The organism is Ruegeria sp. CDSC079, from assembly GCF_059610505.1.
Genome location: NZ_JBXWNT010000013.1, coordinates 63407 through 84007, shown reverse-complemented (window position 1 = coordinate 84007; position 20601 = coordinate 63407). Strand labels below are relative to the sequence as shown.

Annotated in this window: 18 protein-coding genes; 5 read left to right on the top strand and 13 right to left on the bottom strand. The window is 58.5% G+C overall.

Translation table 11 applies throughout. The annotated features are described in order from the left end of the window. Nucleotides 1-3: 3 nt before the first annotated feature. The 3 genes from phnK to AC2FIC_RS19785 are packed head-to-tail and all read left to right on the top strand — an operon-like array spanning nt 4 to nt 2014. Nucleotides 4-774, top strand: coding sequence for a phosphonate C-P lyase system protein PhnK (phnK, locus tag AC2FIC_RS19795; protein ID WP_496692916.1), 771 nt, complete (start codon nt 4-6; stop codon nt 772-774). 11 nt (nt 775-785) lie between these two features. Then, nucleotides 786-1469, top strand: coding sequence for a phosphonate C-P lyase system protein PhnL (gene phnL, locus AC2FIC_RS19790; RefSeq protein ID WP_282022252.1), 684 nt, complete (start codon nt 786-788; stop codon nt 1467-1469). Continuing rightward, on the top strand, nt 1466-2014 hold the full coding sequence (locus AC2FIC_RS19785) for a ribose 1,5-bisphosphate phosphokinase PhnN (RefSeq protein ID WP_496692917.1): 549 nt from the start codon (nt 1466-1468) through the stop codon (nt 2012-2014). The genes phnL and AC2FIC_RS19785 overlap by 4 nt, the downstream gene beginning before the upstream one ends. Here AC2FIC_RS19785 and AC2FIC_RS19780 read toward each other — a convergent pair. Further along, on the bottom strand, nt 1996-2679 hold the full coding sequence (locus tag AC2FIC_RS19780; RefSeq protein ID WP_496692918.1) for a DUF1045 domain-containing protein: 684 nt from the start codon (nt 2677-2679) through the stop codon (nt 1996-1998). The two genes, AC2FIC_RS19785 and AC2FIC_RS19780, sit on opposite strands and share 19 nt — an antisense overlap. 52 nt (nt 2680-2731) lie before the next feature. On the opposite strand from AC2FIC_RS19780, the gene AC2FIC_RS19775 reads away from it, so the two are divergent. Further along, nucleotides 2732-3871, top strand: a complete 1140-nt coding sequence (locus tag AC2FIC_RS19775; protein WP_496692919.1) for an alpha-D-ribose 1-methylphosphonate 5-triphosphate diphosphatase — start codon at nt 2732-2734, stop codon at nt 3869-3871. On the opposite strand, the gene AC2FIC_RS19770 is transcribed toward AC2FIC_RS19775, so the two are convergent. The 7 genes from AC2FIC_RS19770 to AC2FIC_RS19740 are packed head-to-tail and all read right to left on the bottom strand — an operon-like array spanning nt 3872 to nt 10368. Then, nucleotides 3872-4348, bottom strand: coding sequence for a class I SAM-dependent methyltransferase (locus AC2FIC_RS19770; RefSeq protein WP_496692920.1), 477 nt, complete (start codon nt 4346-4348; stop codon nt 3872-3874). It abuts the gene before it with no gap. After that, complete coding sequence (locus AC2FIC_RS19765) at nt 4345-5118, bottom strand: polysaccharide deacetylase family protein (protein WP_496692921.1); 774 nt, start codon at nt 5116-5118, stop codon at nt 4345-4347. The genes AC2FIC_RS19770 and AC2FIC_RS19765 overlap by 4 nt, the downstream gene beginning before the upstream one ends. Continuing rightward, nucleotides 5108-6256: a glycosyltransferase family protein gene (locus AC2FIC_RS19760; RefSeq protein ID WP_496692922.1), complete on the bottom strand. Its 1149-nt coding sequence runs from the start codon at nt 6254-6256 to the stop codon at nt 5108-5110. Before AC2FIC_RS19760 ends, AC2FIC_RS19765 begins: the two co-directional genes overlap by 11 nt. Continuing rightward, nucleotides 6253-6837: a histidine phosphatase family protein gene (locus tag AC2FIC_RS19755; protein ID WP_496870208.1), complete on the bottom strand. Its 585-nt coding sequence runs from the start codon at nt 6835-6837 to the stop codon at nt 6253-6255. Before AC2FIC_RS19755 ends, AC2FIC_RS19760 begins: the two co-directional genes overlap by 4 nt. Beyond that, a complete protein-coding gene (locus AC2FIC_RS19750; RefSeq protein ID WP_496870207.1) occupies nt 6834-7910 on the bottom strand; it encodes a glycosyltransferase family 4 protein in 1077 nt (358 codons plus the stop codon). The genes AC2FIC_RS19755 and AC2FIC_RS19750 overlap by 4 nt, the downstream gene beginning before the upstream one ends. Then, the gene (locus tag AC2FIC_RS19745; RefSeq protein ID WP_496704088.1) at nt 7910-9157 is read right to left on the bottom strand and encodes a glycosyltransferase; all 1248 of its coding nucleotides are present in this window, start codon (nt 9155-9157) and stop codon (nt 7910-7912) included. The genes AC2FIC_RS19750 and AC2FIC_RS19745 overlap by 1 nt, the downstream gene beginning before the upstream one ends. Beyond that, a complete protein-coding gene (locus AC2FIC_RS19740) occupies nt 9154-10368 on the bottom strand; it encodes a glycosyltransferase family protein (RefSeq protein WP_185956733.1) in 1215 nt (404 codons plus the stop codon). Before AC2FIC_RS19740 ends, AC2FIC_RS19745 begins: the two co-directional genes overlap by 4 nt. Nucleotides 10369-10736: 368 nt before the next feature. On the opposite strand from AC2FIC_RS19740, the gene AC2FIC_RS19735 reads away from it, so the two are divergent. Further along, the gene (locus AC2FIC_RS19735; RefSeq protein ID WP_496707689.1) at nt 10737-13112 is read left to right on the top strand and encodes a mechanosensitive ion channel domain-containing protein; all 2376 of its coding nucleotides are present in this window, start codon (nt 10737-10739) and stop codon (nt 13110-13112) included. A gap of 91 nt (nt 13113-13203) precedes the next feature. Here the strand turns inward: AC2FIC_RS19735 and AC2FIC_RS19730 are convergent, their stop codons facing one another. The 5 genes from AC2FIC_RS19730 to AC2FIC_RS19710 are packed head-to-tail and all read right to left on the bottom strand — an operon-like array spanning nt 13204 to nt 20413. Beyond that, the gene (locus tag AC2FIC_RS19730) at nt 13204-14547 is read right to left on the bottom strand and encodes a CoA transferase (RefSeq protein ID WP_496709920.1); all 1344 of its coding nucleotides are present in this window, start codon (nt 14545-14547) and stop codon (nt 13204-13206) included. After that, nucleotides 14544-15698 (bottom strand): ABC transporter permease, encoded by a 1155-nt coding sequence (locus AC2FIC_RS19725; protein ID WP_142639373.1) that lies wholly within the window; start codon nt 15696-15698, stop codon nt 14544-14546. The genes AC2FIC_RS19730 and AC2FIC_RS19725 overlap by 4 nt, the downstream gene beginning before the upstream one ends. Next, entirely contained in the window at nt 15695-16723 is a 1029-nt protein-coding gene (locus tag AC2FIC_RS19720; protein ID WP_271951540.1) for an ABC transporter permease, read from the bottom strand. The genes AC2FIC_RS19725 and AC2FIC_RS19720 overlap by 4 nt, the downstream gene beginning before the upstream one ends. 14 nt (nt 16724-16737) lie before the next feature. Beyond that, nucleotides 16738-18648 carry an ABC transporter substrate-binding protein gene (locus tag AC2FIC_RS19715; protein ID WP_281973447.1) on the bottom strand — a complete coding sequence of 637 codons (1911 nt, stop codon included), beginning with the start codon at nt 18646-18648 and terminating at the stop codon, nt 16738-16740. Further along, complete coding sequence (locus AC2FIC_RS19710) at nt 18641-20413, bottom strand: ABC transporter ATP-binding protein (protein ID WP_496690375.1); 1773 nt, start codon at nt 20411-20413, stop codon at nt 18641-18643. Before AC2FIC_RS19710 ends, AC2FIC_RS19715 begins: the two co-directional genes overlap by 8 nt. Nucleotides 20414-20601 lie beyond the last annotated feature (188 nt).

The window sequence follows — 20601 nt, the reverse complement described above, 5'->3', positions numbered from 1 at the left end:
GAAATGACACCGCTGCTGTGTGTACAGGATATCAGAAAATCCTACGGGGCCCGTATCGGCTGTACCGATGTGAGTTTTGATCTCTATCCCGGCGAGGTGATGGGGATCGTAGGTGAGAGTGGTTCGGGCAAGTCAACCCTGCTGAACTGTCTGGCGGGTCATCTGGAGCCGGATGCGGGGCAGGTGATCTTTGACACTCGTGCAGACGGTCCGGTGGATACCGTGACCATGTCGGAACCTGAACGCCGGATGCTGAGCCGCACCGATTGGGCATTCGTGCACCAACATGCGCGCGATGGCTTGCGTATGTCTGTCAGTGCGGGCGGAAATATCGGCGAACGACTGATGGCCGTAGGTGGCCGCCACTATGGCGATATCCGCGACAAGGCGATCGACTGGCTGGGTCGGGTTGAGATCGAAGCGGAGCGGATTGATGATCGTCCGACCGCGTTTTCCGGTGGCATGCAGCAGCGCCTGCAGATCGCGCGGAATCTGGTGACCGGCCCCAGGCTGGTCTTCATGGATGAACCGACTGGTGGTCTGGACGTCTCGGTACAGGCTCGCCTGTTGGACCTGTTGCGCGGGTTGGTTCGGGAAATGGGGCTGAGCGCCATCATTGTCACCCATGATCTTGCTGTTGTCCGTCTGCTGGCGGATCGGCTGATGGTGATGAAAAGCGGTCATGTGGTCGAGGCCGGATTGACTGATCAGGTTCTGGACGATCCGCAGCATGCCTATACGCAACTGCTGGTGTCCAGCGTGTTGCAGGTATGAGGGCCGGGACAATGATTGAACTGAACAATGTCAGCAAAAGCTTTACCCTGCACAATCAGGGGAGCGCGGTGATCCCGGTCATGCAGGGCGCTACGCTCAGGGTTGAACCGGGTGAATGTGTGGCGCTGACCGGCGCGTCGGGGGCAGGTAAATCCACCTTGATGCGGGTGATCTATGGCAACTATCTGGCTGCCTCGGGCCAGGTTCTGGTCGGTGGTTTAGACGTCGCCAAGGCTGAACCGCGCGAGATCTTGACCCTGCGGCGCGAAACGCTGGGCTATGTCAGCCAGTTCCTGCGTGTTGTGCCCAGAGTGCCAACGCTTGAGGTCGTGGCCGAGCCGCTTCTTGCCGTTGGTTGCGATAAACAGAAGGCACTGGACAAGGCCGCGGGTCTGCTCGAGCGTCTGAATATTCCTGAACGGCTCTGGTCCCTTAGTCCGACGACCTTTTCGGGCGGCGAACAGCAGCGCGTGAACATCGCGCGCGGCTTTGCCCATGAATACCCGGCCATGCTGCTGGATGAACCCACAGCCAGTCTGGATGCGCAGAATCGCGAAACCGTCCTGTCTCTGATCCTTGAGGCGAAAGAGCGCGGAGCGGCGATTGTCGGCATCTTCCATGATGTTGACGGGCGGAAGCAGGTTTGCGATCGCGAGATCAACGTTTCGCAATTCACGCCGGGAATTGCGGCATGATGCTTGCCCCGGTCATAGCGGTTGTCGGTCCGTCAGGTGTCGGCAAAGACAGTGTGATTGAGGCGTTGGAAGCCCGCGCAAAAGGTATCCAGCGGCTGCGCCGTGTCGTCACCCGCCCCGAAGGCGAAGCGGGGGAAGATTTCAAACGGGTCACAGATGACGCGTTTCGACAGATGGAAGGTGAGGGCGCTTTCGCGCTCAGCTGGCATGCACATGGGTTGCTCTATGGTGTGCCGAAAGAGATTGCGCAGCAACGTCAGGTGGCGGAGGCAGTTCTGGTCAACCTATCGCGTGCTGTGTTGTTGCAGGCGCAAGAGATCTTTGGCGATCTGATTGTTATCTCGTTGACTGCAGACGCGAGCGTTCTAGAGCAACGCTTGTCATTGCGCGGGCGCGAAAGTGACAGCGAACAGGCGCGTCGGTTGGGCCAGGCCAAGACCCCTTTGCCTAAGGGGCTGGTCCGGGTGATCGAGGTCGACAATTCTGGTGCTCTGCAGGATACGGTGGCCATAATTTTGTCCCGCCTTCAGTTGGAAAGCGCATAGCGATGGATCAGGTGAAACCGTCCATCCTCGGCCTCGCCCATCAGGGCCAGATCCGCAATTCGAAAGGGCTTCGGCAAAAGCGGCCCCAGATGGTTTTCCAGGGTGCGCTGGACCGAATCCAGCACGGGCTTGTCCAACCTACCGCTCAAGGTGATGTGAAACCGAAACGCGTTCAGCACATAAGGGTAACCCCATTTGACCAAGTTGGCGTCCTGATCCGGTGTCAGTCTGGAGGCGCGGCGATGGTCAAGTTCAGCCGCCGACGGTGGGGACCGGAACATATCAAGCTCTTGAACACAGGCGGCGGCCAACGCGTTCAGCGCGGCTGTGTCGCCCAGTGGTCGCAGGGCCAGAAACCGGCCAAGGCGGGCAATCTCAAGACCCTCCATCATGATTGCGCATTGGCTGGCAGCAAGGGTGGCGCAGGCCTCTTGCAACGCTGTGACGGATTGCCCCTCGCGCAGGCGGAACGGGGGTTTCATGGTCGCGTGCAGCCCGTATTTTCGCGGTACCTCCGTAACCGCTGCAACATCCACACCATCCAGCCCAGGATGGGCGACCGCGGTGCCAGCCTCCATGTCCCAGCCCAGCCAACGGGTTGCGAATTGCGTCCACTCCGCCGTGGCGGGTGGCGCAAAATAGATCGCGTATCGCGTGAATGTCACATTGGCCTCCTATTGCGTGGCCTTCCAATACCTCAAACTGTGTGAAGTTCAGATGACAGAAGAATTGATCCTTGCCAATGCCACGCTGATCCTGCCCGACGAAACCATTACCGGCAGCGTCCGGGTTCAGGGCGACAGCATCACCGAGATCGATACAGGCGCGGCGGTTCCAAGCGGTGCAATCGATTGTGAGGGTGACTATGTCAGCCCCGGTCTGGTCGAGCTGCACACAGACAATCTGGAACGTCATATCCAGCCCCGCCCCAAGGTCGACTGGCCCCATGCGGCGGCAATTCTTGCCCATGACGCCGAACTGGCCAGCACGGGCATCACAACCGTGTTCGATGCGATGCGCGTCGGGTCGATCCCGACTGGTCCGCGCTACAACAAATACGCACGTGGCCTGTCCCGCGAGCTGTGGCAGTTACGAGAGCAAGACGCCTTAAAAATCAGCCATTTCCTGCATTTGCGGGCCGAATTGTGTTCAGAAACGCTGGTCGAAGAACTGGATGAATTCGGCCTCGAGGACCGTGTTGGGCTGGTGTCACTGATGGACCACACGCCCGGTCAGCGTCAATTCCGTGATATCTCAAAGCTCGAAAGCTATCTGAAAGGAAAGCTGGGGTTGGAGGGCAAGGAATTCCAGCAGCATGTCGCGGACCTCAAGGCGATGAGGGACAGGAACGGCGAAAAGCACGAGGTGGAAACCGTAAAAGCGGCCAAGCGTTTTGGGGCCATGCTGGCCAGCCATGACGACACCACCCGGGAACAGGTACATGTGTCAGCGGGCCACGGTATCCGGCTGGCCGAATTCCCCACTACCGTCGAAGCGGCGCGGGCTTGCCATGATCACGGGATCAAGGTGATGATGGGGGCGCCGAATGTAATCCGGGGCGGGTCACATTCGGGGAATGTCGCCGCCAAAGAACTGGCCGATCTGGGACACCTGGATATTCTGTCATCGGACTATGTGCCGGCCGCGTTGTTGCTGTCGGCGGCACGGCTGGGCGAGATGTGGGGCAACATGGCCCGTGGACTGCGGACCGTTACGATGTCCCCGGCGCAGGTGGTCGGGCTGGAAGACCGTGGCGAGCTGCGCGCAGGCGCACGCGCCGATATCATACGGTTCCGGATGCGAGAAGGCGCGCCTGCCCTGAACGGAGTGTGGTCGCGAGGGCGACGTGTGGCCTGATCAGGCCCTGTAGAAAAGGTATCGGTCGGGTGCGATGGTCTCCGGTCCGGTGATCTGTTCAAACCCAACCAGTGGTTGGCCGGATATCAGCAGCCCACCGGGCAGCATGACCTGAGAGATCAACGGGCTGAGTATCGCCGCCTCTGCCACGTCATCCTGCTTGATACCGCGCCCGAAATCGTAATGTGCCAATGCTATTTTCGGGCCCCCGGCTGCAAGTTTCTTTAACATAGGACCCGCTTCGCCCTGCAGAAAATCCTCTGCCGGAGGGGTGCTGGACGGGTGGCACTGTAAAATCCGGTCCATGACCCAGATGCGCCGGTCTGGTAGAATTTCACGTAGGTGATCATAGGTGCGGCCATTCCCCAAACCCATGTCCAGTATATCGCCGCTCGTATCTGTAATCTGATCGACCGCCCAGTTCAGCCCGTCGCGTTGGGCCGTCAGGCGGCGCAGCATGGAATCCAGTCGGCTCATTCGGGTCTCCGTGATTTATCGTTCTTTGGGGCGGTCCAGATGGTCCCCGGACCATCCAGCAACCGGGTCAGAAGGTCCTGCGTAAAGGACCAGATATCTTCGTCATGCACCAGGTGATGCGTCAGGATGCCAAACGGCTCGGTATTATCCGCAGGTCCTTCGCGCCTGTCCCGCAGCAGATCGGCTGCCTGGGCGATCAGCGTGTCCCGAGGGGCCAACCCCCGTGACCCGCGCCAATCGATCGGGTCCAGATGCGTGTTGATCTGCAGCAGGCCGGGAGCCGCCATCTTTGCCTTACGGTGCGTCGCAGTGGACAGGATTTGATATCCCAAGTCCGGCAGGTCTTGCACCACCTCTGAGGCGATACGGTTCCAAGGCGGCACGAACATTGGGCACAGCTTGTCTGGAAACAGGCTCTGTAAACGCGTCAGCCCGGCCCGCGCATCGTCGCGGATGTCCTGAAGGGGGCGGTGCAGTCGAAACTCCGATTTCTTCTCGTTTGTCGGAGCGTGGTTTTGATGGGCCCAGCCATGGACCACAGGTATCAACGCGGACGCGCCTTCGACATAGGTAACCAGATCGTCGTCCACATCGCGCGGAATAATCGCTAGATGAACCGGCAGTCCCAGCGATGCGGACAGTGTCTCCAAACGTTCCAACTGCGGCGTGACAGAGACCGCGTCATCATCCCGCCACCACAGCGGCAGAGACAGCCCGTCCTGTCGCCACAGCTCAAGCTCGGCCATCAGGGGGTGCCAGTCACCGGTCATGAGCGTGATCCAAAAGTGATCGTACAATCTCGACAGATTTTGCGGCCCCGTCAAAACCCTGACCGGCGATTGGCCGTGCGGGGGCCGCCAGGACGGCCTCGACAGCCTTCGCGAGGGTTTCACCGGTCAACTGGTCGCTTGGCAATACGTCTATTGCGCTCAGCTTCGACAGGCTTTGGCCGCGCAAGGTCTGCTCGACTTCGCTTCCGTCGTCGAAGGGTATCAAAACCGAGGGTACGCCAGACTGCAGGATGTCCAACGCCGTGTTGTAGCCGCACATGCTGACCGACGCGGCGGCCAAGGGCAGCATCTGTCGAAAGTCCGGACGCACCGGTTCCAGCGTGGCAGGGGCGTCGCCAACACCTGCTGTCAGGCGTTCTATGCGTGCTGCGGAGTCCAGCCCGCCTACCAACAGGCGCCAGCGCCTGTTGGGCATCTTTGGTGCGGCCTCGATGGCCGCCTGAAAGATAGGCTCGCCCACCGACCCACCGCCAGCGCTTACCAGAATCTCACCTTTACCAATCCCTTCGGGATGCGGGGTCGGTGCCGTAGGGGCCACGAACCCGGTATAGAACAGGCGATGCGCCAGACGTTCCGAGACTGGCCAGCTTACATCCAGCGGGATCATGTTCTGGTCTGAATGGACAAGGACACCGTCAAAGAGGTCAAGAATGATTTCCTCGGTGCGCTGGGCTTTGGCAGGTTTGGACGGGGGCGCCAGTATGTCCCTGACAGATCCCAAAATAACCGGACGGGGACCCTGTGCGTGGGCCGCCTCCAACAGGGCGTCGAACTCATCCGCCAGAGATCTGCGGCCAAAGGGGTACAGCTCGGTGATCAGCGCATCCGGGGCAAAGCTCCGCAGCGCCTCTGTCAGGGCAACCTTGCGAGCGTCGAAATAGGCAGCATCTGCGACCTCATCCGTTTGCGTCAGCAATCGCGTGAAATTGGTGCCGTCTGAGCGCAATGGCGGCAGCCCTAGCAAGTCGATCCCGGTATGGTCCAGCTGCGGCGCGGACATTCCGCCCGAGACCAGCAAGACCTTGTGACCCTCAGCGGCAAAGGCCCGGCCCAATGTAAGTGCGCGGCTCAGATGTCCGGTGCCCAGCAGATGGGTCACAACAATCATCACCCTCATATGCGGGTCTCCTGCCGGATCAAACGGATAGGGTCAGTTTCGGGGCACATGGACTCCATGTCCACGATATAGAGGCGGTTGCGCTTGATCTTAAAGGGGGCGGGGCCGTCAAAATCCCATCCCCAGGCGCGGGCCAGAATGACCCGCATGATACCGATATGGCAAACGGCTACGGTATTTTCGCCAAGACTGGCAAGCCAAGGTTCCAGCCGCTGCCAGATTTCGGCGGGGCTTTCACCTCCGGGGGGTAGGAAATCCCAACCCCAATCCTCGATATGGCGATAACCGCTTGCGGGATCGGCAATGAGATCGGTGCCGTGCTGCCCCTCCCAAGCGCCCCAGTTCATTTCCGTGAGGGCCTCGGACTTCAACGGTTCGCGCCCTGAAACCAGTTGTGCCGTCTGGGCCGCACGCGCCAAGGGACTGGACCAGACCGCAGCCTGATCCCAAGGGGAGGGAAGGGAATAGCATGCCAGTTCTGTCTGTGCCTGTTCATCTAATGGAATATCGCTGCGCCCCTGAATGCGCCCGGCGCGGTTCCACGCCGTATGCCCGTGGCGCAATAGGGCGAGCTTGCTCATGTGGATGCCTCCAGCAAAGGATCAACAGCCGTCCAGAACCGATCAGTTGCATCTGGCATCAGGTGGCGCGCGGCTATATATGCGGCCGATTGGCTGCCTTGAGAAGACCGCAGTGCCGGATTGTCCAGAAGAGTGCGCAGCCTTGCAGCCAGCCCCTTGGCCCCTTCAGCAACCGAAGGATAGTCGGACGGCATAAGCACATCCCGGACGCCCGGCCTGTCTTGCGCGACCACGGGGATACCATGTGCCTGAGCCTCTAGATAGATCATACCATAGGCCTCATTCACGCCGGGCCAGACCATCAGGGATGCGGTAGCATAAGCCTTGCGCAGCGCGTCGCGATCAAGCTGCCCCAGAAACCGGACTTTCGTGCCAAACTTGGCCATCAGCGCTTCGATTTCGGCGCGGGCGGGACCATCGCCCGCAATAGACAGGGACCAATCGCCCTGCAGGTGGCCCAGTGCCTGTTCAAGCACCCGGTAAGAGGCCAGCTTGTCGCCGTGTCGCATCATGCCCACGGCCAGCATCGGGCCATCGCAGCTAGAGGCCTGCGGCAGCGAGGAGGCGGGAAGAAACGGCGGAAGCTCGACAAGCGTCTGATTTCCGAACTGCTCGCGTTCCAGCGTGATGAGGTCATTGGCGGTGTGATAAAAGATCACCCGGGCCGCGTCGCAGGCCTGATGGGCCGCTTGGGCAAACCCTGACCATGGCCCCTGAAGGCGGCTGTAGGCACGGGTGCTTTCAAGCTGAACATAGGGTATGTTTCGCGCCGTACTTACACGGGGTCCAATCAGATCAGGGGCCTTGTAATAATTGTGATAGGTCACCCATAGCGCAGTGTCAGCAGGTAGGTCGTAGGTCAGGCGCAGCACCTCGGCATCAGCCTCATGGCGCAGCTTGGCTTGGACCTCTTTGTCGCCGTGCTTGTCGAATACGCGCAGGTCCGAGGCCAGATCCACCGCATCCCCTCGGGCTTGGATTGCAAGAAGAAGATTTCGGGCCATTTCCCGGTCCCCCGACGGCACCGGGCTGTTGGGGGATTTCATCGGGGCATAGAAGGCGATGCGCGGCATCAGCTCTTATGCGCGCCCAGCGCGCTTAACCTGGCAGACAAAAGCGCTATGCCCGGGTCCATGCGGAATTCGGTGATCAGGCGATCATAGGCAGCGCCCGCCATACCAGCAGCTTGTGCGGGGTTGGCCGCCAGCTTTGAGATCGCATTTGCCAGCGCGACCGGATCGTCGTCCGTCAGGACGCCATGCGTGCCTGTCTCGATAAACTCAGGAATCGCAGAAACGGGGGTCGAAAGGATTGGCAGATATTGCGAGGCGGCTTCCATCAACACATTGGGCAGGCCATCCCGGTCCCCATCTGCGGCGATCCGGCTGGGCAGAACAAACAGGTCTGCTGTGCGCATCGCGGCGATGACCTCGGGTTGGTCACAGGCCCCTTTCCAGGTGATGCGCCCGGACAACCCGGCCGATGCGGCCCGGTTCTGCAAAGTATCACTCAGGCTTCCTCCGCCGATATGCGTCCAGTGCCAGTCAAGATCTTCTGGCAGCATGGCGAATGCATCAATCAGGCGATCAAAGCCTTTCTTTTCGACCAACCTCCCAACGGACAGCATATGAAAAGGGCTGTCAGCGGGGCGTAAGCCGCGTTCCGGCGGGGCTGGAAAGCGGCCCAGATCCAGCCCGTGATAGATCAGTTCAACCCGTGCCGGATCGTCGGCTAGGCTGCGCAGATGCTGGGCGCCGATCGCGGTGCAGGTTGCACCAAAAGCTGCTCCGTAAGTGTCGGAGTGCAACTTTTCCGATTTTTCCCAATCCGGTGACGTCCAGATATCTTTTGCATGGGCTGAAAAGCTCCACGGAAGGCCGCGCATGATCGCGGCATAGCGCGCGACCGACGAGGGCGTATGCATGAAATGCGCATAGAGAACCTGTGTGCTGGCGGGCAATTCCGCAGCCAGAACGCTGGCCTGACCGAACCGACGGATGCGGTTATGCGTGGGATCGCGGCGCAAATCAGCGCGCCAGATCTTATAGGCCGCGCCGTATCCCGGAAGGCACTGCGCTTGTTCGCGGGCAGCCCATATGCGCTGAGGTTCTTGATACAGATATTCCGGCAGATATCGAACCTGGCCACGAAACCTGTCGTGCAGCGGATGCCGTTTCACATCGGTTGGATGACGCAGGGACCAGATGTCGAACTGATGGCCGGCCTCTTGCAGAGCAACAAGTTCCTGCGCGATGAACGTTTCGGACAGGCGCGGCCACCCTTTGACCAACACCGCCAGATTGGATGCGCCTGCGGTCATCCGGTTGCCCGTTCCTGTTCCTGATTCAGCAATACCTCAATGCGCCCGGTGACATAGTCCAACCCGTCCAGCAGGCCCTGTTCAATGGCCTGAGACGGCAATGGCTGATGTGGTAGATCGCGAATGGCACGGACCATGGAATCGGTTGTTAGCCCGTCACGGAACTCGTCCAACATCCGGATCAGTCCCAGATCCTCGGCGCGTGAGGCACGGATCCACTGTTCCATACGCGGACTTGTCCGTGGAACAATGACGGCGCGTTTGTCAAAGGACAGGACCTCGCAGAACGTATTATACCCGCCCATACAGACAACGCCAGCCGCGCCGTGGAACAGCGTTTCGATCTGGGATTCAAAGCCGACGGCGGTCACACGCCCGTTCAAGGCGGCCACACGGGTTTCGAATTCGTCCCGCAGATCACCAGACAGGAACGGGCCATAGACCAATACCGCGCGTGGTGACAGGTCGGGGTCCTTTTCGTAAGCCGAAAGAACCAGGTTCACCATCGCCTTGCCGTCCCCACCACCACCTGGGGTAATCAGGATATAGGGCTGTTCCGGTGGGGTACCGATTGGCCCCAGATCACGACGCAAATAGCCAGTCCAGTGAATGCGCGACTGGGCCGCGTGATTCAGAGGCAGCCCCTTGGTCGGATCATAGATCGAACGCAGCCCGTAAACCCAGATTTCATGATAGAATCTTTCAGTCGCTGCAGTTGCCTCTTTCCGTTCCCACTCTGCGGCCAGAACTTCGGGTTCATCCAGAACATCACGCAAACCCAGCACCAGTTTGGTGCGCTGCGAGAGCAACAGGTTTTCGAGTGTTGGCAATAGCTCGCCGCGGAACCCGGTGGGTTCTTTGTCTACGATCAGAATGTCCGGGTCGAACTGCTGAACGGCGGTCTGAATCAACCCCGATCGCAACTCGGTCACCTCGTCGATCCCCATCCCGATTGTCTGAGACGCGTATGACCCGTCCGCCCGTTTGGTCACGCCAGGCAGACGCACGTGGTCGACCCTGCGCGGAAATGTGAACCGGCCAGCGACGGGCGATCCGGTCAGGATCAGGGATGATGCCGTTGGATCCGCCTGCGTAATTGCGGCGGCCAGTGCACGAGACCTGCGCAGATGGCCCAGCCCGAACGTGTCATGGCTGTAGAACAGGATCCGTGGCGCGCGGCCAGTAGTATCGTTTTGTCTTCCTAGGCTCATGCCTTCGCCTGTCTTAAGTGTCTTGGTGTCGGTCCGCGCATCGGCACCTGTTAGCTTATCGTCTTTCACCCGTCTTGCCAAAGGGCCTTGTGACCCGCCGACTGGAAGGGACTGCGTAAAACGTCAGCCATTCCCCTGGTAAGCCGCAAGGTGCCTTTTCGTTTTTGCGCAAAGACCTTAGCTGCTTGCCCGAAAGTGTATGCCCAGCCCGTCATATTCAGTTTTGAAGCGGATGAAAACATCCGATTCCAACTCATTGCACCCGGAACACGCCTGTGCACTTTATCGGGACCGCAGCGGCGCACAAATTGAAGTGTTCGGAAAGCTTCTGTAACCTGCGACAACATGCGACCCGGAAGCGAGAATTCATGAGATTTAACCTATTGGCTGCAATGGCCCTGTTCGTCTGGGTGGCTATGCTATCTCTGGGGTCGGAAGCGACGGCGCAGACTTCGCTTATACCCGGGTATGGTTCGGGGTCTGGCACGACATCCGAAGCAGACAAGGAAAGCGACCTGGCTGACGCGATCCGATCAGCCACCGAAGCGGGTGCAAGCGTCATCGTCATCGACAGCGCCGGTCAGCTTGTCTCATCTGGTGGCAATACCGCCTCGACGCACGACGATATCGCCCATGACCCGATGTCCGAAGGGTCACAGTTGATGAAGGCGCAAGAGCGGTTCTCGAAGTTCCGCGAGTCGATGGAGTCGCGCCTACAGGCTTTGCCGTATTCGATCTTCGAAGTGCAGTATGTTTTGCGAGAGACCAGCCCGGACGGCCGAATACAGACCTATGTCGAAGTGTTGGGCTGGAATATACTCTTCCTTCTTCTGGGGCGCTGGCTGTCGATAGAAATCTACGGCAAGCGTCTTGCAAAAAGGCTGGTGGTGGCGCGATCAAAAGAAGATCCGCAGGGCTATCGCGAAAAAATGCCCTTTCTGGTCTTTCGCTTTTTCATGGGTGTTGGGGCCACGATCTTCGCGATGCTGATGGCCCTGATCGTGGGCTATCTGATCTTTGGCGAGGCTGAAGATCTTTCGATTCAGTTCACGACCACCGCCATATTCACGGCTTTCTTTCTTGCACGCACAGTTTCCGATCTTTGGCGTATGGTGTTGTCTCCTTACCTCAGTCAGTACCGGCTGCCGCCCTTTTCCGACCGGGAGGCAAAACGCCTTTACGTCTGGGCCTCGGCAATCGCGACATATGATATCTCGGTAGTATTGTTTTCTACCTGGGTTGCGGATTTTGGTCTGAACTACAATGTCTATGCGATGGTCTATGGCGGCCTGACCATGTTTGGCGCCTTGGGCAATGTTCTGATGATTCTGTTCAACGCGCGCGCCATCTCGAACGCGATCCGAGGCGGGCGGTCAAAGGAACAGGTATCCTGGATTTTGCGCTTGATATCGATTGCCTGGGCGCCGGTTCTGGCAGTTTATATCGTGTTCAGCTGGTTCAAACTGGCTGTTGATCTGGTGCTTGAGAACGAGAATTCCATTCCGATTGTTGCCAGCAGCTATGCCATCTTCATGTCTGTGGTCATTGCCTATGGCGCGATGAACTATCTGCTTGAACGCTACTTCGTCCGCAATCGCCAGATTGAAGAGCTGAACACAGAGACTGGCGCCGGCGTTGAAGAGGATGAGATTCCCCAAACCCCGCAAGCTGAAAAGAGAAAGCACTCGATCGTCACCTATGAGGATCTGGCGCGACGTGTGGCCGGTATCCTGGCATTTGTCGTCGGGTTATATGCTCTGGTCGTAATCTGGAATCCGGACGCAAGCTGGAGCGAAGACCTGCCTATTGAACGGGCTCTGGACGTGATGGTTATCCTGTTCATGGGCTATATCTTGTTCCATTTCTTCCGTGTCTGGATTGATACCAAGATTGCTGAGGAAGAAGACGTAGCCGGTGGAGAGGTTGAACTGGGCGACGAGGGCGGGGAAGGCGGGCAAAGCCGTCTTGCGACACTGCTTCCATTGTTCCGTGGCGCAATTCTGGCGGTTGTTGTTGTGACCATCGTTCTGATTGTCCTGATGGAATTGGGTATCAATGTCAGCCCGCTGTTCGCCGGTGCCGGTGTCGTGGGTCTGGCCGTTGGGTTCGGGTCGCAAACGCTAGTCCGAGATATCTTCTCGGGCGCGTTTTTCCTGATGGATGATGCCTTCCGCAAAGGCGAATATATCGACATCGGTGATGTGAAGGGGACGGTCGAGAAAATCTCGGTCCGGTCGTTCCAGTTGCGGCACCATCTGGGCGCACTGAATACGATCCCCTTTGGCGAAATCAAGGTTCTTACTAACTATTCGCGTGATTGGGTGATCATGAAGTTGCCCCTGCGGGTGACCTATGACACCGATGTCGAAAAAGTGCGGAAACTCATCAAAAATTTGGGCCAAGAGCTTTTGAGCGATCCGGTGATTGGGGATAATTTTATCCAGCCGTTGAAATCGCAGGGCGTGATCGAAATGCAGGATTCGGCGATGATCATTCGGGTCAAGTTCATGACCAAGCCGGGCGATCAGTGGCTGGTGCGTAAGAAGGTCTATCAGGATATCCGCGAATTGTTTGCTCGCGAAGGGATCAAGTTTGCTCATCGTGAGGTGACCGTCAGGCTTGCCGACGGAAAAGAGGCCGAAAACCTGACACCGCAGGAACGCGAAGCGGTGACTGGTGCAGTGCATGCGGCCATCGACGAGGATTATCTGGACGATATCGGTCCTGGAGGCGACGACCGCTAGGGACCGCTACCGCCTCTTTGGGCTGCGTCTCTGACGAGACCCCTTCCAAAGCGTTGGGCCGGACCGCGCGGCTGCCGGCGAGGGCGTAGGGCTATGACCAGGTGGCGCTCGACGTGCCCAGCTTGCTTGCGGGCAGGTCCCACGACATCTGGGCCGGACCAACCGAGAGCGCGGGCTTCAACCTGTGACCAGGTCCCCATCCAGAGGTTTCGGTCTTGGTCGTGAAATCCGCAGGAACCGAAGCGCCAATTTCTGTCTTGGTGTCGAACTTGCCTAGAATGGTCAGCAGGTCAGCCGTGCGTGCCAGCGACAATCGGGCCTGCATGATCGGCGCACCCTTCGCGGCTTCGGACAATGCTGACAGGACGGCGGCAGCCATCAGATATCCAGTCGCGTGGTCCAGCGCCTGCACCGGCAGGGGTGTCGGCTTGTCTGCACCGGCCCATACCCGACCTGCATCGGCAATCCCGCTGCTCATCTGTACGAGGCTGTCAAATCCGCGCCGCGAAGACCATGGGCCTTGCCAGCCATAGGCATTCAGTGTGACTTCTACTCTGTTCGGGGCAAGCTCGTCCCGTTTGGCTTGGGTGAGGCCCAGCGCGTCCAGTGCGCCAGGGCGATAGCCGTGAACGAAGACATCCGCCTGGGTCAGCAAGCCGTGTAGCAACTCGATCCCTGCGGGGGATTTCAGGTCCAGATAGGCACAGCGCTTACCCAGAGAAATATCCGGGATCACACCCGGCTCGTCCCAGTCCGGAGGATCAATGCGCAGAACCTCTGCCCCGAACCCCGCCAGAGTTCTAGTTGAAACCGGACCGGCCAGAACGCGGGTCAGATCAAGCACGCGCAGACCTGCCAGCGGGCGCTTGGCCGTTGCCTGTGGCCGATTGCGAAGCGTAATCTGTCGGGGTTTGTGCCACCCGATCAGCGGATCTCGTGAAACCGCGCGCCCCTGTGGATGATCCTGCCATTCCCCGCGGCTGCGCATGGCGGCTGCGACACCACCCTTAGCCACGATAGCGTTTTCAAGACTGGCCGCCGACAAAGTTGCAACAGCCTTTGTAACCGCGTCCCGATCTCCTTTGACCTTCAGGACTTTCAGGGCGGCCGCACGGTGCTGAGGCAGGTTCGTGTGCAATCTGATCCAACCGTCATTGGCAAGGTAATCACCGGCGATACTGTCCCAGAGGTTGGGCATTTCCCAGCCATCGGGTTTGAAAGAATATCCGTACCAGAGAGACGCCAACCGGTGATCGACCAAAATCTCGGGCGGGCTTTGGGTCAGGTTCAGCGCGCCCATCAGGCGTGCCAGTTCCTGACCAACAGCCGCAAAGCTGGCGGTCGCCAGTTCGGAGACTGCATACACGCTGGGTCGCGCTCCGGTGCCGGTTGTCCGATACCCTTCGGGTGATGGCAGCACGGATAACAGCGTCATTGCTGATATGGATCCAGGCTGTCACGAAGCCCGTCACCCAGAAAGTTGAATGCCAGCACGATGACAATGATCGGCAGCATCGGGATGGCCGTCCAGGGGTAGATCTCGATCGACGCAAGGTTCTGCGCATCGTTCAGCATCACACCCCAGCTGACGGCCGGGGCGCGCAGCCCAAGCCCAAGGAAGCTGAGCGCCGTTTCGCCCAGGATCATTGCCGGGATCGACAGGGTTGCCGATGCGATCAGATGCGACATGAAGTTGGGTAGCAGGTGCTTGCGGATCACCCGGCCCGAGCTTGCTCCCATCATTTCGGCTGCACGTACGTATTCTTCTTCGCGCAGCGATAGGAATTTGGCACGAACAGATCGCGCAAGGCCAGGCCAGTCGAGAATCCCCAGGATAATTGAGATGATGAAGAATACCGCGACCGGGCTCCAATTCGAGGGGACCGCCGCTGATAGCGCGAGCCAAAGGGGCAATTCAGGTAGTGAGCGCAGAATTTCGATTATACGGTTAATCACCCAGTCGATTCTGCCGCCAAAATATCCCGCAATCGAGCCGAACAGGATACCAAGAAAGAAGGACACCGAAATCCCGATCAGACCCACCGTCAATGACAGCTGGGCGCCAAAGAGGATACGGCTGAATACATCACGGCCCAGCCGATCCGACCCCCATAGGAACAAAGTCGCGTCTTCAGGTGCGCAGAACAGATGCGTGTCCGACTTGATCAGACCCGCCAGCTTGTACTCGGCCCCTTCGCAGAAAAACTTGATTGGCCGCGGGGTGTCGGTGTCGGCGACAAACTTCCACTGGAAGGTCTCCAGATCCGCCTCGGCCACCATCGAATAGACATAGGGGCCGATGAATTCGCCCTCATGGAACCAGTTGATGCTTTGCGGCGGGGCATAGAGGTGCTCGTCATTACGTTCATTCGGGCCATAAGGCGCGATGAAACCCGCAAAGGGCAGCATGAGATAGCACAGCAACAGGAAGACGCCGGAAATCAGGCCCAGCTTGTGGGTTCGGAATTTGCGCCAGACCAGAATCCAGTTCGGAGCATCCAAATCGGCGCGCTCAAGTTGTTGCAGGGCGGCATCGGGATCGAATGGTGCGTCGTCGACATAGCGACCATCAGGATGTTGGGTCATGCTTCACGCCCCTCATATCGGATGCGCGGGTCCAGCATGACCAGCAGAATGTCAGAGATCATCGTACCGATCAGTGTCAGCAAAGCCACAAACATTAGGATGAAGGCGGACAGGAACTGGTCCTGGGTTTTCAGCGCGGTCAGCAATGTCGGGCCGATTGTCTGAAGGCCCAGAACAACCGATACCAGAACCGAACCGGACACCATCGAAGGCAGCAGGTTTCCGATATCCGCGACAAAGGGGTTGAAGGCCACGCGCAGCGGGTATTTGGTCAGCATCCGCGACGGGGCCATGCCTTTGGCGATTGCGGTTTCCACATAGGGTTTGCCCAGCTCATCCAGCATATTCGCCCGTAGTCGCTGCATCATCGCCGAGGCGCCAGATGTGCCGATCACAAAGGTCGGTACGATCAAATGGACGAGGATGGATTTCAGCTTTTCCCAACTCATCGGCAGCCCTTCAAAGGACGGGTCCATCAGGCCTCCGATTGGCAGGTTGAAATAGCGGTGCCCATAGTAGAACAGGATCAGTGCCAGTAGAAAGTTCGGCGTTGCCAGACCCAAATAGCCCACAAAGGCCGAGGTATAGTCGATCCAGGTCCGCGACTTCGCGGCTGCAAGTACACCCAGGGGCAGGGCCACTGCATATACGAACAGGATGGCGGCCAGATTGACCACGACGGTCAGCCACAGCGTGTCGCCCACGATTTCTGCGACAGGGCGGTCAAATTCAAAGGACCAGCCGTAGTTGCCTTGCACCAGCCCATCGAACCCATGCGGGCCAGGCCAGAAACCGATCCAGATCAGATATTGTTCCCACATGGGGCGATCCAGCGCATATTCCGCGCGCAGGAATTCTGCCTTGGCCACACCCGCTGATTGTCCGGACGCCTGCAGTTCAGCGATCTGATTGCTGAGATAGTCGCCCGGGGGCAGGTTGATAATCACGAATACCAGAACCGACACCACAAGAAGGGTCAGCAGCATCGTGAAAAAGCGATAGACTGCATAGCGCAGCATGACCATGTGGCTGCTCCTGATCAGTCGGCGAAAAAGAATTCGTCCGGCCGGTGAATGCCGAAATGTGCGCCGGGTTCCCAGGCCCACATGGCCTGCTCGGGGACGTTGCGCAGGCGGTTCGATACGACGATAGGCTGAGGCGCACCGTTCAGAATGCCAATGGCATAAAGTTGGTCAGCGTGGATTTTCAGCATCTCATCCCATGCGGCCTTGCGTTCCTCATCAGTCGAGGCGACCTCCCAGTTATGGGCCAGTTCCATCAGGCGCTCGGCCTCGGGCATATCGGGTTTCTCGCCAACATCGCCTCCAGTCTGATAGTACTGCCCCCATTTTGGCCAGGCCAAAAACACCTGATCGGTAGGGGCAAGATAAGCTGGTGAGGTGTGGTGTTGCGGGATGCCGTCATCCCAGCCGAACCAGACGGACGCCATTGTGCTGCCGGCAAACACTCGGTTGCGCAGAATGTCCCTGTCCAATGGGCGCATAATAAGATCGACGCCAATGTCGCGCCATGTGTCCGTGACGATTTGCAAGGCGTTTTCGACCTCTTGCCGCTCACCTGCGGTTTCGATGACCAGCTCCATCGGGCGGCCATCGGGCAACAGTCGCGTGCCGTCTTTGTCGCGCTCGGTCAGGCCGGCCTCGTCAAGCAGCGCATTCGCCAATTCGATGTCGTACTGTGCCCATGCCTTTGCGTTTTCTTCGTTGAAGAAGGGCGAAGCGGGCAAGACCGACATCGCGGCGGGATGGGCCAGTTTGAAATACAGCGCCTGATTTATCGTTTTGCGGTCGATTGCCAGAGACAGCGCGCGACGAACACGCGCGTCACGCAAAACGGCACGCCATGCTTCGTCTTCGTAGTTCAGATTGGGGTAAATCGCGATCTGTGAGGCAACCCCGGTTTTCCACAGCAAGGTTTTGTAGTCTCCACCAGCCTCGCCCTTTTTCAAGATCGAAGCGTCGCGGAACGCCAGTCCGCGCCCTTGTAGATCGGATTCGCCAGCATTGGTTTTTGCAGCAACCAGACCCCCGGCCACGATCTCCATCTCGACCACGTCGATATAGGGAAGCTGCACCCCATGGCTGTCGATGCGATGAAAATAGGGATTGCGAACAAAGTTGTGACGGATCTTTTTGCCCGAACTTGCATTCAACCAGGGCTGCAAAGTTGGCAACTCGTGGTTGTCAAACTTGTAAAGGTTGTCGAGTTTGTTGTGTAAAGCTGCCCAGCTTTTGACGCGGGCATCTTCAACCTGAAAGGCAAGCTTTTCTGCGTCAGCGTATTTCTCGTGGTACTGTTTCAGGAACTCGGAAGGGCGGTAGATGAAAGGCGGGCGCGCTTGTGCCAGAGCCTGCAGGAAGCCGGGGTTGGGATCTTCCCATTCAAACACAACGGTCGTTTCATCGGGGAAGGTCACGGTCGGAGTCTTGCCTTCGACGATCAGAAAATCCGGTGGTCCCGACGGGCTGAGCAGTTCATTATTTGCCACATCCTCCCACCAGTATCGGAAGTCCTCGGAAGTGAACGGAGAGCCATTCGACCATTTGTGACCTTCACGCAGGTTGAGGGTGTATTTGCGGTTGTCGTCGTTCTGGAAGGATTCAAGCAGGTCTGGAACGACCTGATAGGTCTGGTCGAACCCAACAAGGCGGGCATATCCGTAAACCACCATCTGCCGGATGTCTTTGGACCGAGTAATCATTGTGCGCAAAGTGCCGCCCTGTTTGCCGAATTCCCTGCCTTTTGCAGCAAGATCCACAATCAGGGGTTCGGCGGGAATTCGGTCCTGTATGGGCGGAAGGTTCCCCGCATTCACTTCGGTTTCCCAGAAAGTACTTTCTTGCAACTCGGGCATGTCTGCCGTGGCGGGCAGGGCCCATGTTGCGGCCAGCGCAACGGCCAGTAACAGCGGGCGAGTGGTCTTAAACATGGCATCGTACCTTATGGCCGGGCTCCATCTCTACCAATGAAGGTACCACGGAGTCGGTAAATCGGAAGGCGTCATCCCAACTGTCAGGTGAACCAGCACCCAAAGCAACCAAATTCAGGTCGATGGGGCGGTTGATGTCGGGCTCTGGCTGCGCAGCAATCAGTGCTTTGGTGTAAGGGTGACGAGGGTTGTAAAACAGTGTCTCGGGCGGGGCCTGTTCCACGACAAGCCCACGACGCATCACAGCAACTTCGTCGGCAATGCGTGCAACAACCGCAAGGTCGTGCGAGATGAAGAAATACGACAAATTCAGGCTGTCCTGCAAATGTTCCAGCAATGTCAGGATTTGTTCCTGAACCGACACGTCCAGAGCCGAAGTGGGTTCGTCACAGACAATAAGCTGAGGGTCGAGCATCATTGCGCGGGCAATCGACAGGCGCTGTCTTTGGCCGCCGGAAAAAGCATGGGGATAGCGTTTCAGCATATCGGCGTTCAGGCCAACACGTGTCAGCATCTCGGCCGCTTTTTCGCGCTGCTCGGCGGTCGATCCGATACGGTGAATCTCCAACGGTTCGGTCATCGCATCCTGAATGCGCATGCGAGGACTGAGAGAGCTGTAGGGATCCTGAAACACCATCTGCGCCTTGCGCTGAAACGCGGTGCGCTGGGTCCGCGTCATCTTGTGAACGGTGATCGCTTCTTCATCGGGGGAGGTTCGAAACAGAACCTCTCCGCCCGGATCAGGCGGCTCAGCCCCTAGTGCGATGCGGGCGGCCGTAGTTTTGCCCGAGCCGCTTTCGCCGACGATCGCCAGCGTCTTGCCCCGCGCGAGGTTCAGATCGACTCCGCGGCAGGCATGGATCAGGCGTTCGCCCTGCCAGCCCTTGCTGGATCGCATCGTATAGGTTTTCGACACGGCCTTCATCTGAAGGATCAGATCTTCGTCGGGCATCGGGATGCCAACCGCATCCTGATCCGGAATCTCGGGCGCGGCGTTGAACAACTGTTGGGTATAGGGGTGAGCAGGGCTGGTCAGGATCGGTGCCGCAGCTCCAGCCTCCATCACGCGGCCTTTGTGCATGACCACGACCTGTTCGGCCATATTGGCGACGACCCCCAAATCATGGGTCACAAGGATCAGTGCCATTCCCGTTTCACGCTGAAGCTCTTTGATCAGCCCCAGCACCTGGGCCTGTGTCGTAACGTCCAATGCTGTCGTCGGCTCGTCCGCGATCAGTAATTCCGGTTTGGAAACCATGGCCATAGCGATCATGGCGCGTTGGCGCATCCCGCCGGACAGCTCGAACGGGTAAGAATCATAGGCGCGCTGAGGGTCTGGAAAACCCACGCGTTCGAACTGTTCCAGAACCGTTTTGCGGGCCTGTGCCTCGGAGGCATTGCGATGCAGCCAAAGAACTTCGCTGACCTGATTGCCAATTTTGTGCAGGGGAGAGAGCGAGCGCATCGGCTCTTGAAAGATCATCGAGATCCGATTGCCACGAATGCCGCGCATCTGACGTTCGCTGATCTGGGTCAGTTCCTCCATGCCTTTAGAATCATTCAGAGTAATCGTACCGCTTCGAATTTGGGCTGCTCGGGGAAGAATGCGTAAAGCAGCCCGGCATGAGATCGTTTTCCCCGACCCTGATTCACCCACAAGCGCAAGTGTCTGTCCCGCTTCGACGTCGAAGTTGACGCCTTGAACCACAGACTCTCCGGCACCAAATCCGATGCTGAGGTCCCGGACAGACAACAACGCAGTCATGCGGGTATTCCACCCGTTAGGCCGTAGCTCGGCATAGGCTTGATCAACTCCCTGTGTTTTTTGTCGCAGTTTCGCGCGGTTGTGCCTGTATAGTCAAACCCGTTCTTAGGGTGAAATGTCGCGAAAACGTGAAACTGAGGCCGATTTGCCTACACAATGCCTTGAGGATTTGTCATCACATGCGATGT

Excerpts from the sequence above, each read along its gene's own strand:
- phnK (WP_496692916.1), top strand. The coding sequence starts at position 4 with ATGACACCGCTGCTGTGTGTACAGGATATCAGAAAATCCTACGGGGCC.
- phnL (WP_282022252.1), top strand. The coding sequence starts at position 786 with ATGATTGAACTGAACAATGTCAGCAAAAGCTTTACCCTGCACAATCAG.
- AC2FIC_RS19785 (WP_496692917.1), top strand. The coding sequence starts at position 1,466 with ATGATGCTTGCCCCGGTCATAGCGGTTGTCGGTCCGTCAGGTGTCGGC.
- AC2FIC_RS19775 (WP_496692919.1), top strand. The coding sequence starts at position 2,732 with ATGACAGAAGAATTGATCCTTGCCAATGCCACGCTGATCCTGCCCGAC.
- AC2FIC_RS19770 (WP_496692920.1), bottom strand. The coding sequence starts at position 4,348 with ATGAGCCGACTGGATTCCATGCTGCGCCGCCTGACGGCCCAACGCGAC.
- AC2FIC_RS19765 (WP_496692921.1), bottom strand. The coding sequence starts at position 5,118 with ATGACCGGTGACTGGCACCCCCTGATGGCCGAGCTTGAGCTGTGGCGA.
- AC2FIC_RS19760 (WP_496692922.1), bottom strand. The coding sequence starts at position 6,256 with ATGAGGGTGATGATTGTTGTGACCCATCTGCTGGGCACCGGACATCTG.
- AC2FIC_RS19755 (WP_496870208.1), bottom strand. The coding sequence starts at position 6,837 with ATGAGCAAGCTCGCCCTATTGCGCCACGGGCATACGGCGTGGAACCGC.
- AC2FIC_RS19750 (WP_496870207.1), bottom strand. The coding sequence starts at position 7,910 with ATGCCGCGCATCGCCTTCTATGCCCCGATGAAATCCCCCAACAGCCCG.
- AC2FIC_RS19745 (WP_496704088.1), bottom strand. The coding sequence starts at position 9,157 with ATGACCGCAGGCGCATCCAATCTGGCGGTGTTGGTCAAAGGGTGGCCG.
- AC2FIC_RS19740 (WP_185956733.1), bottom strand. The coding sequence starts at position 10,368 with ATGAGCCTAGGAAGACAAAACGATACTACTGGCCGCGCGCCACGGATC.
- AC2FIC_RS19735 (WP_496707689.1), top strand. The coding sequence starts at position 10,737 with ATGAGATTTAACCTATTGGCTGCAATGGCCCTGTTCGTCTGGGTGGCT.
- AC2FIC_RS19730 (WP_496709920.1), bottom strand. The coding sequence starts at position 14,547 with ATGACGCTGTTATCCGTGCTGCCATCACCCGAAGGGTATCGGACAACC.
- AC2FIC_RS19725 (WP_142639373.1), bottom strand. The coding sequence starts at position 15,698 with ATGACCCAACATCCTGATGGTCGCTATGTCGACGACGCACCATTCGAT.
- AC2FIC_RS19720 (WP_271951540.1), bottom strand. The coding sequence starts at position 16,723 with ATGGTCATGCTGCGCTATGCAGTCTATCGCTTTTTCACGATGCTGCTG.
- AC2FIC_RS19715 (WP_281973447.1), bottom strand. The coding sequence starts at position 18,648 with ATGTTTAAGACCACTCGCCCGCTGTTACTGGCCGTTGCGCTGGCCGCA.
- AC2FIC_RS19710 (WP_496690375.1), bottom strand. The coding sequence starts at position 20,413 with ATGACTGCGTTGTTGTCTGTCCGGGACCTCAGCATCGGATTTGGTGCC.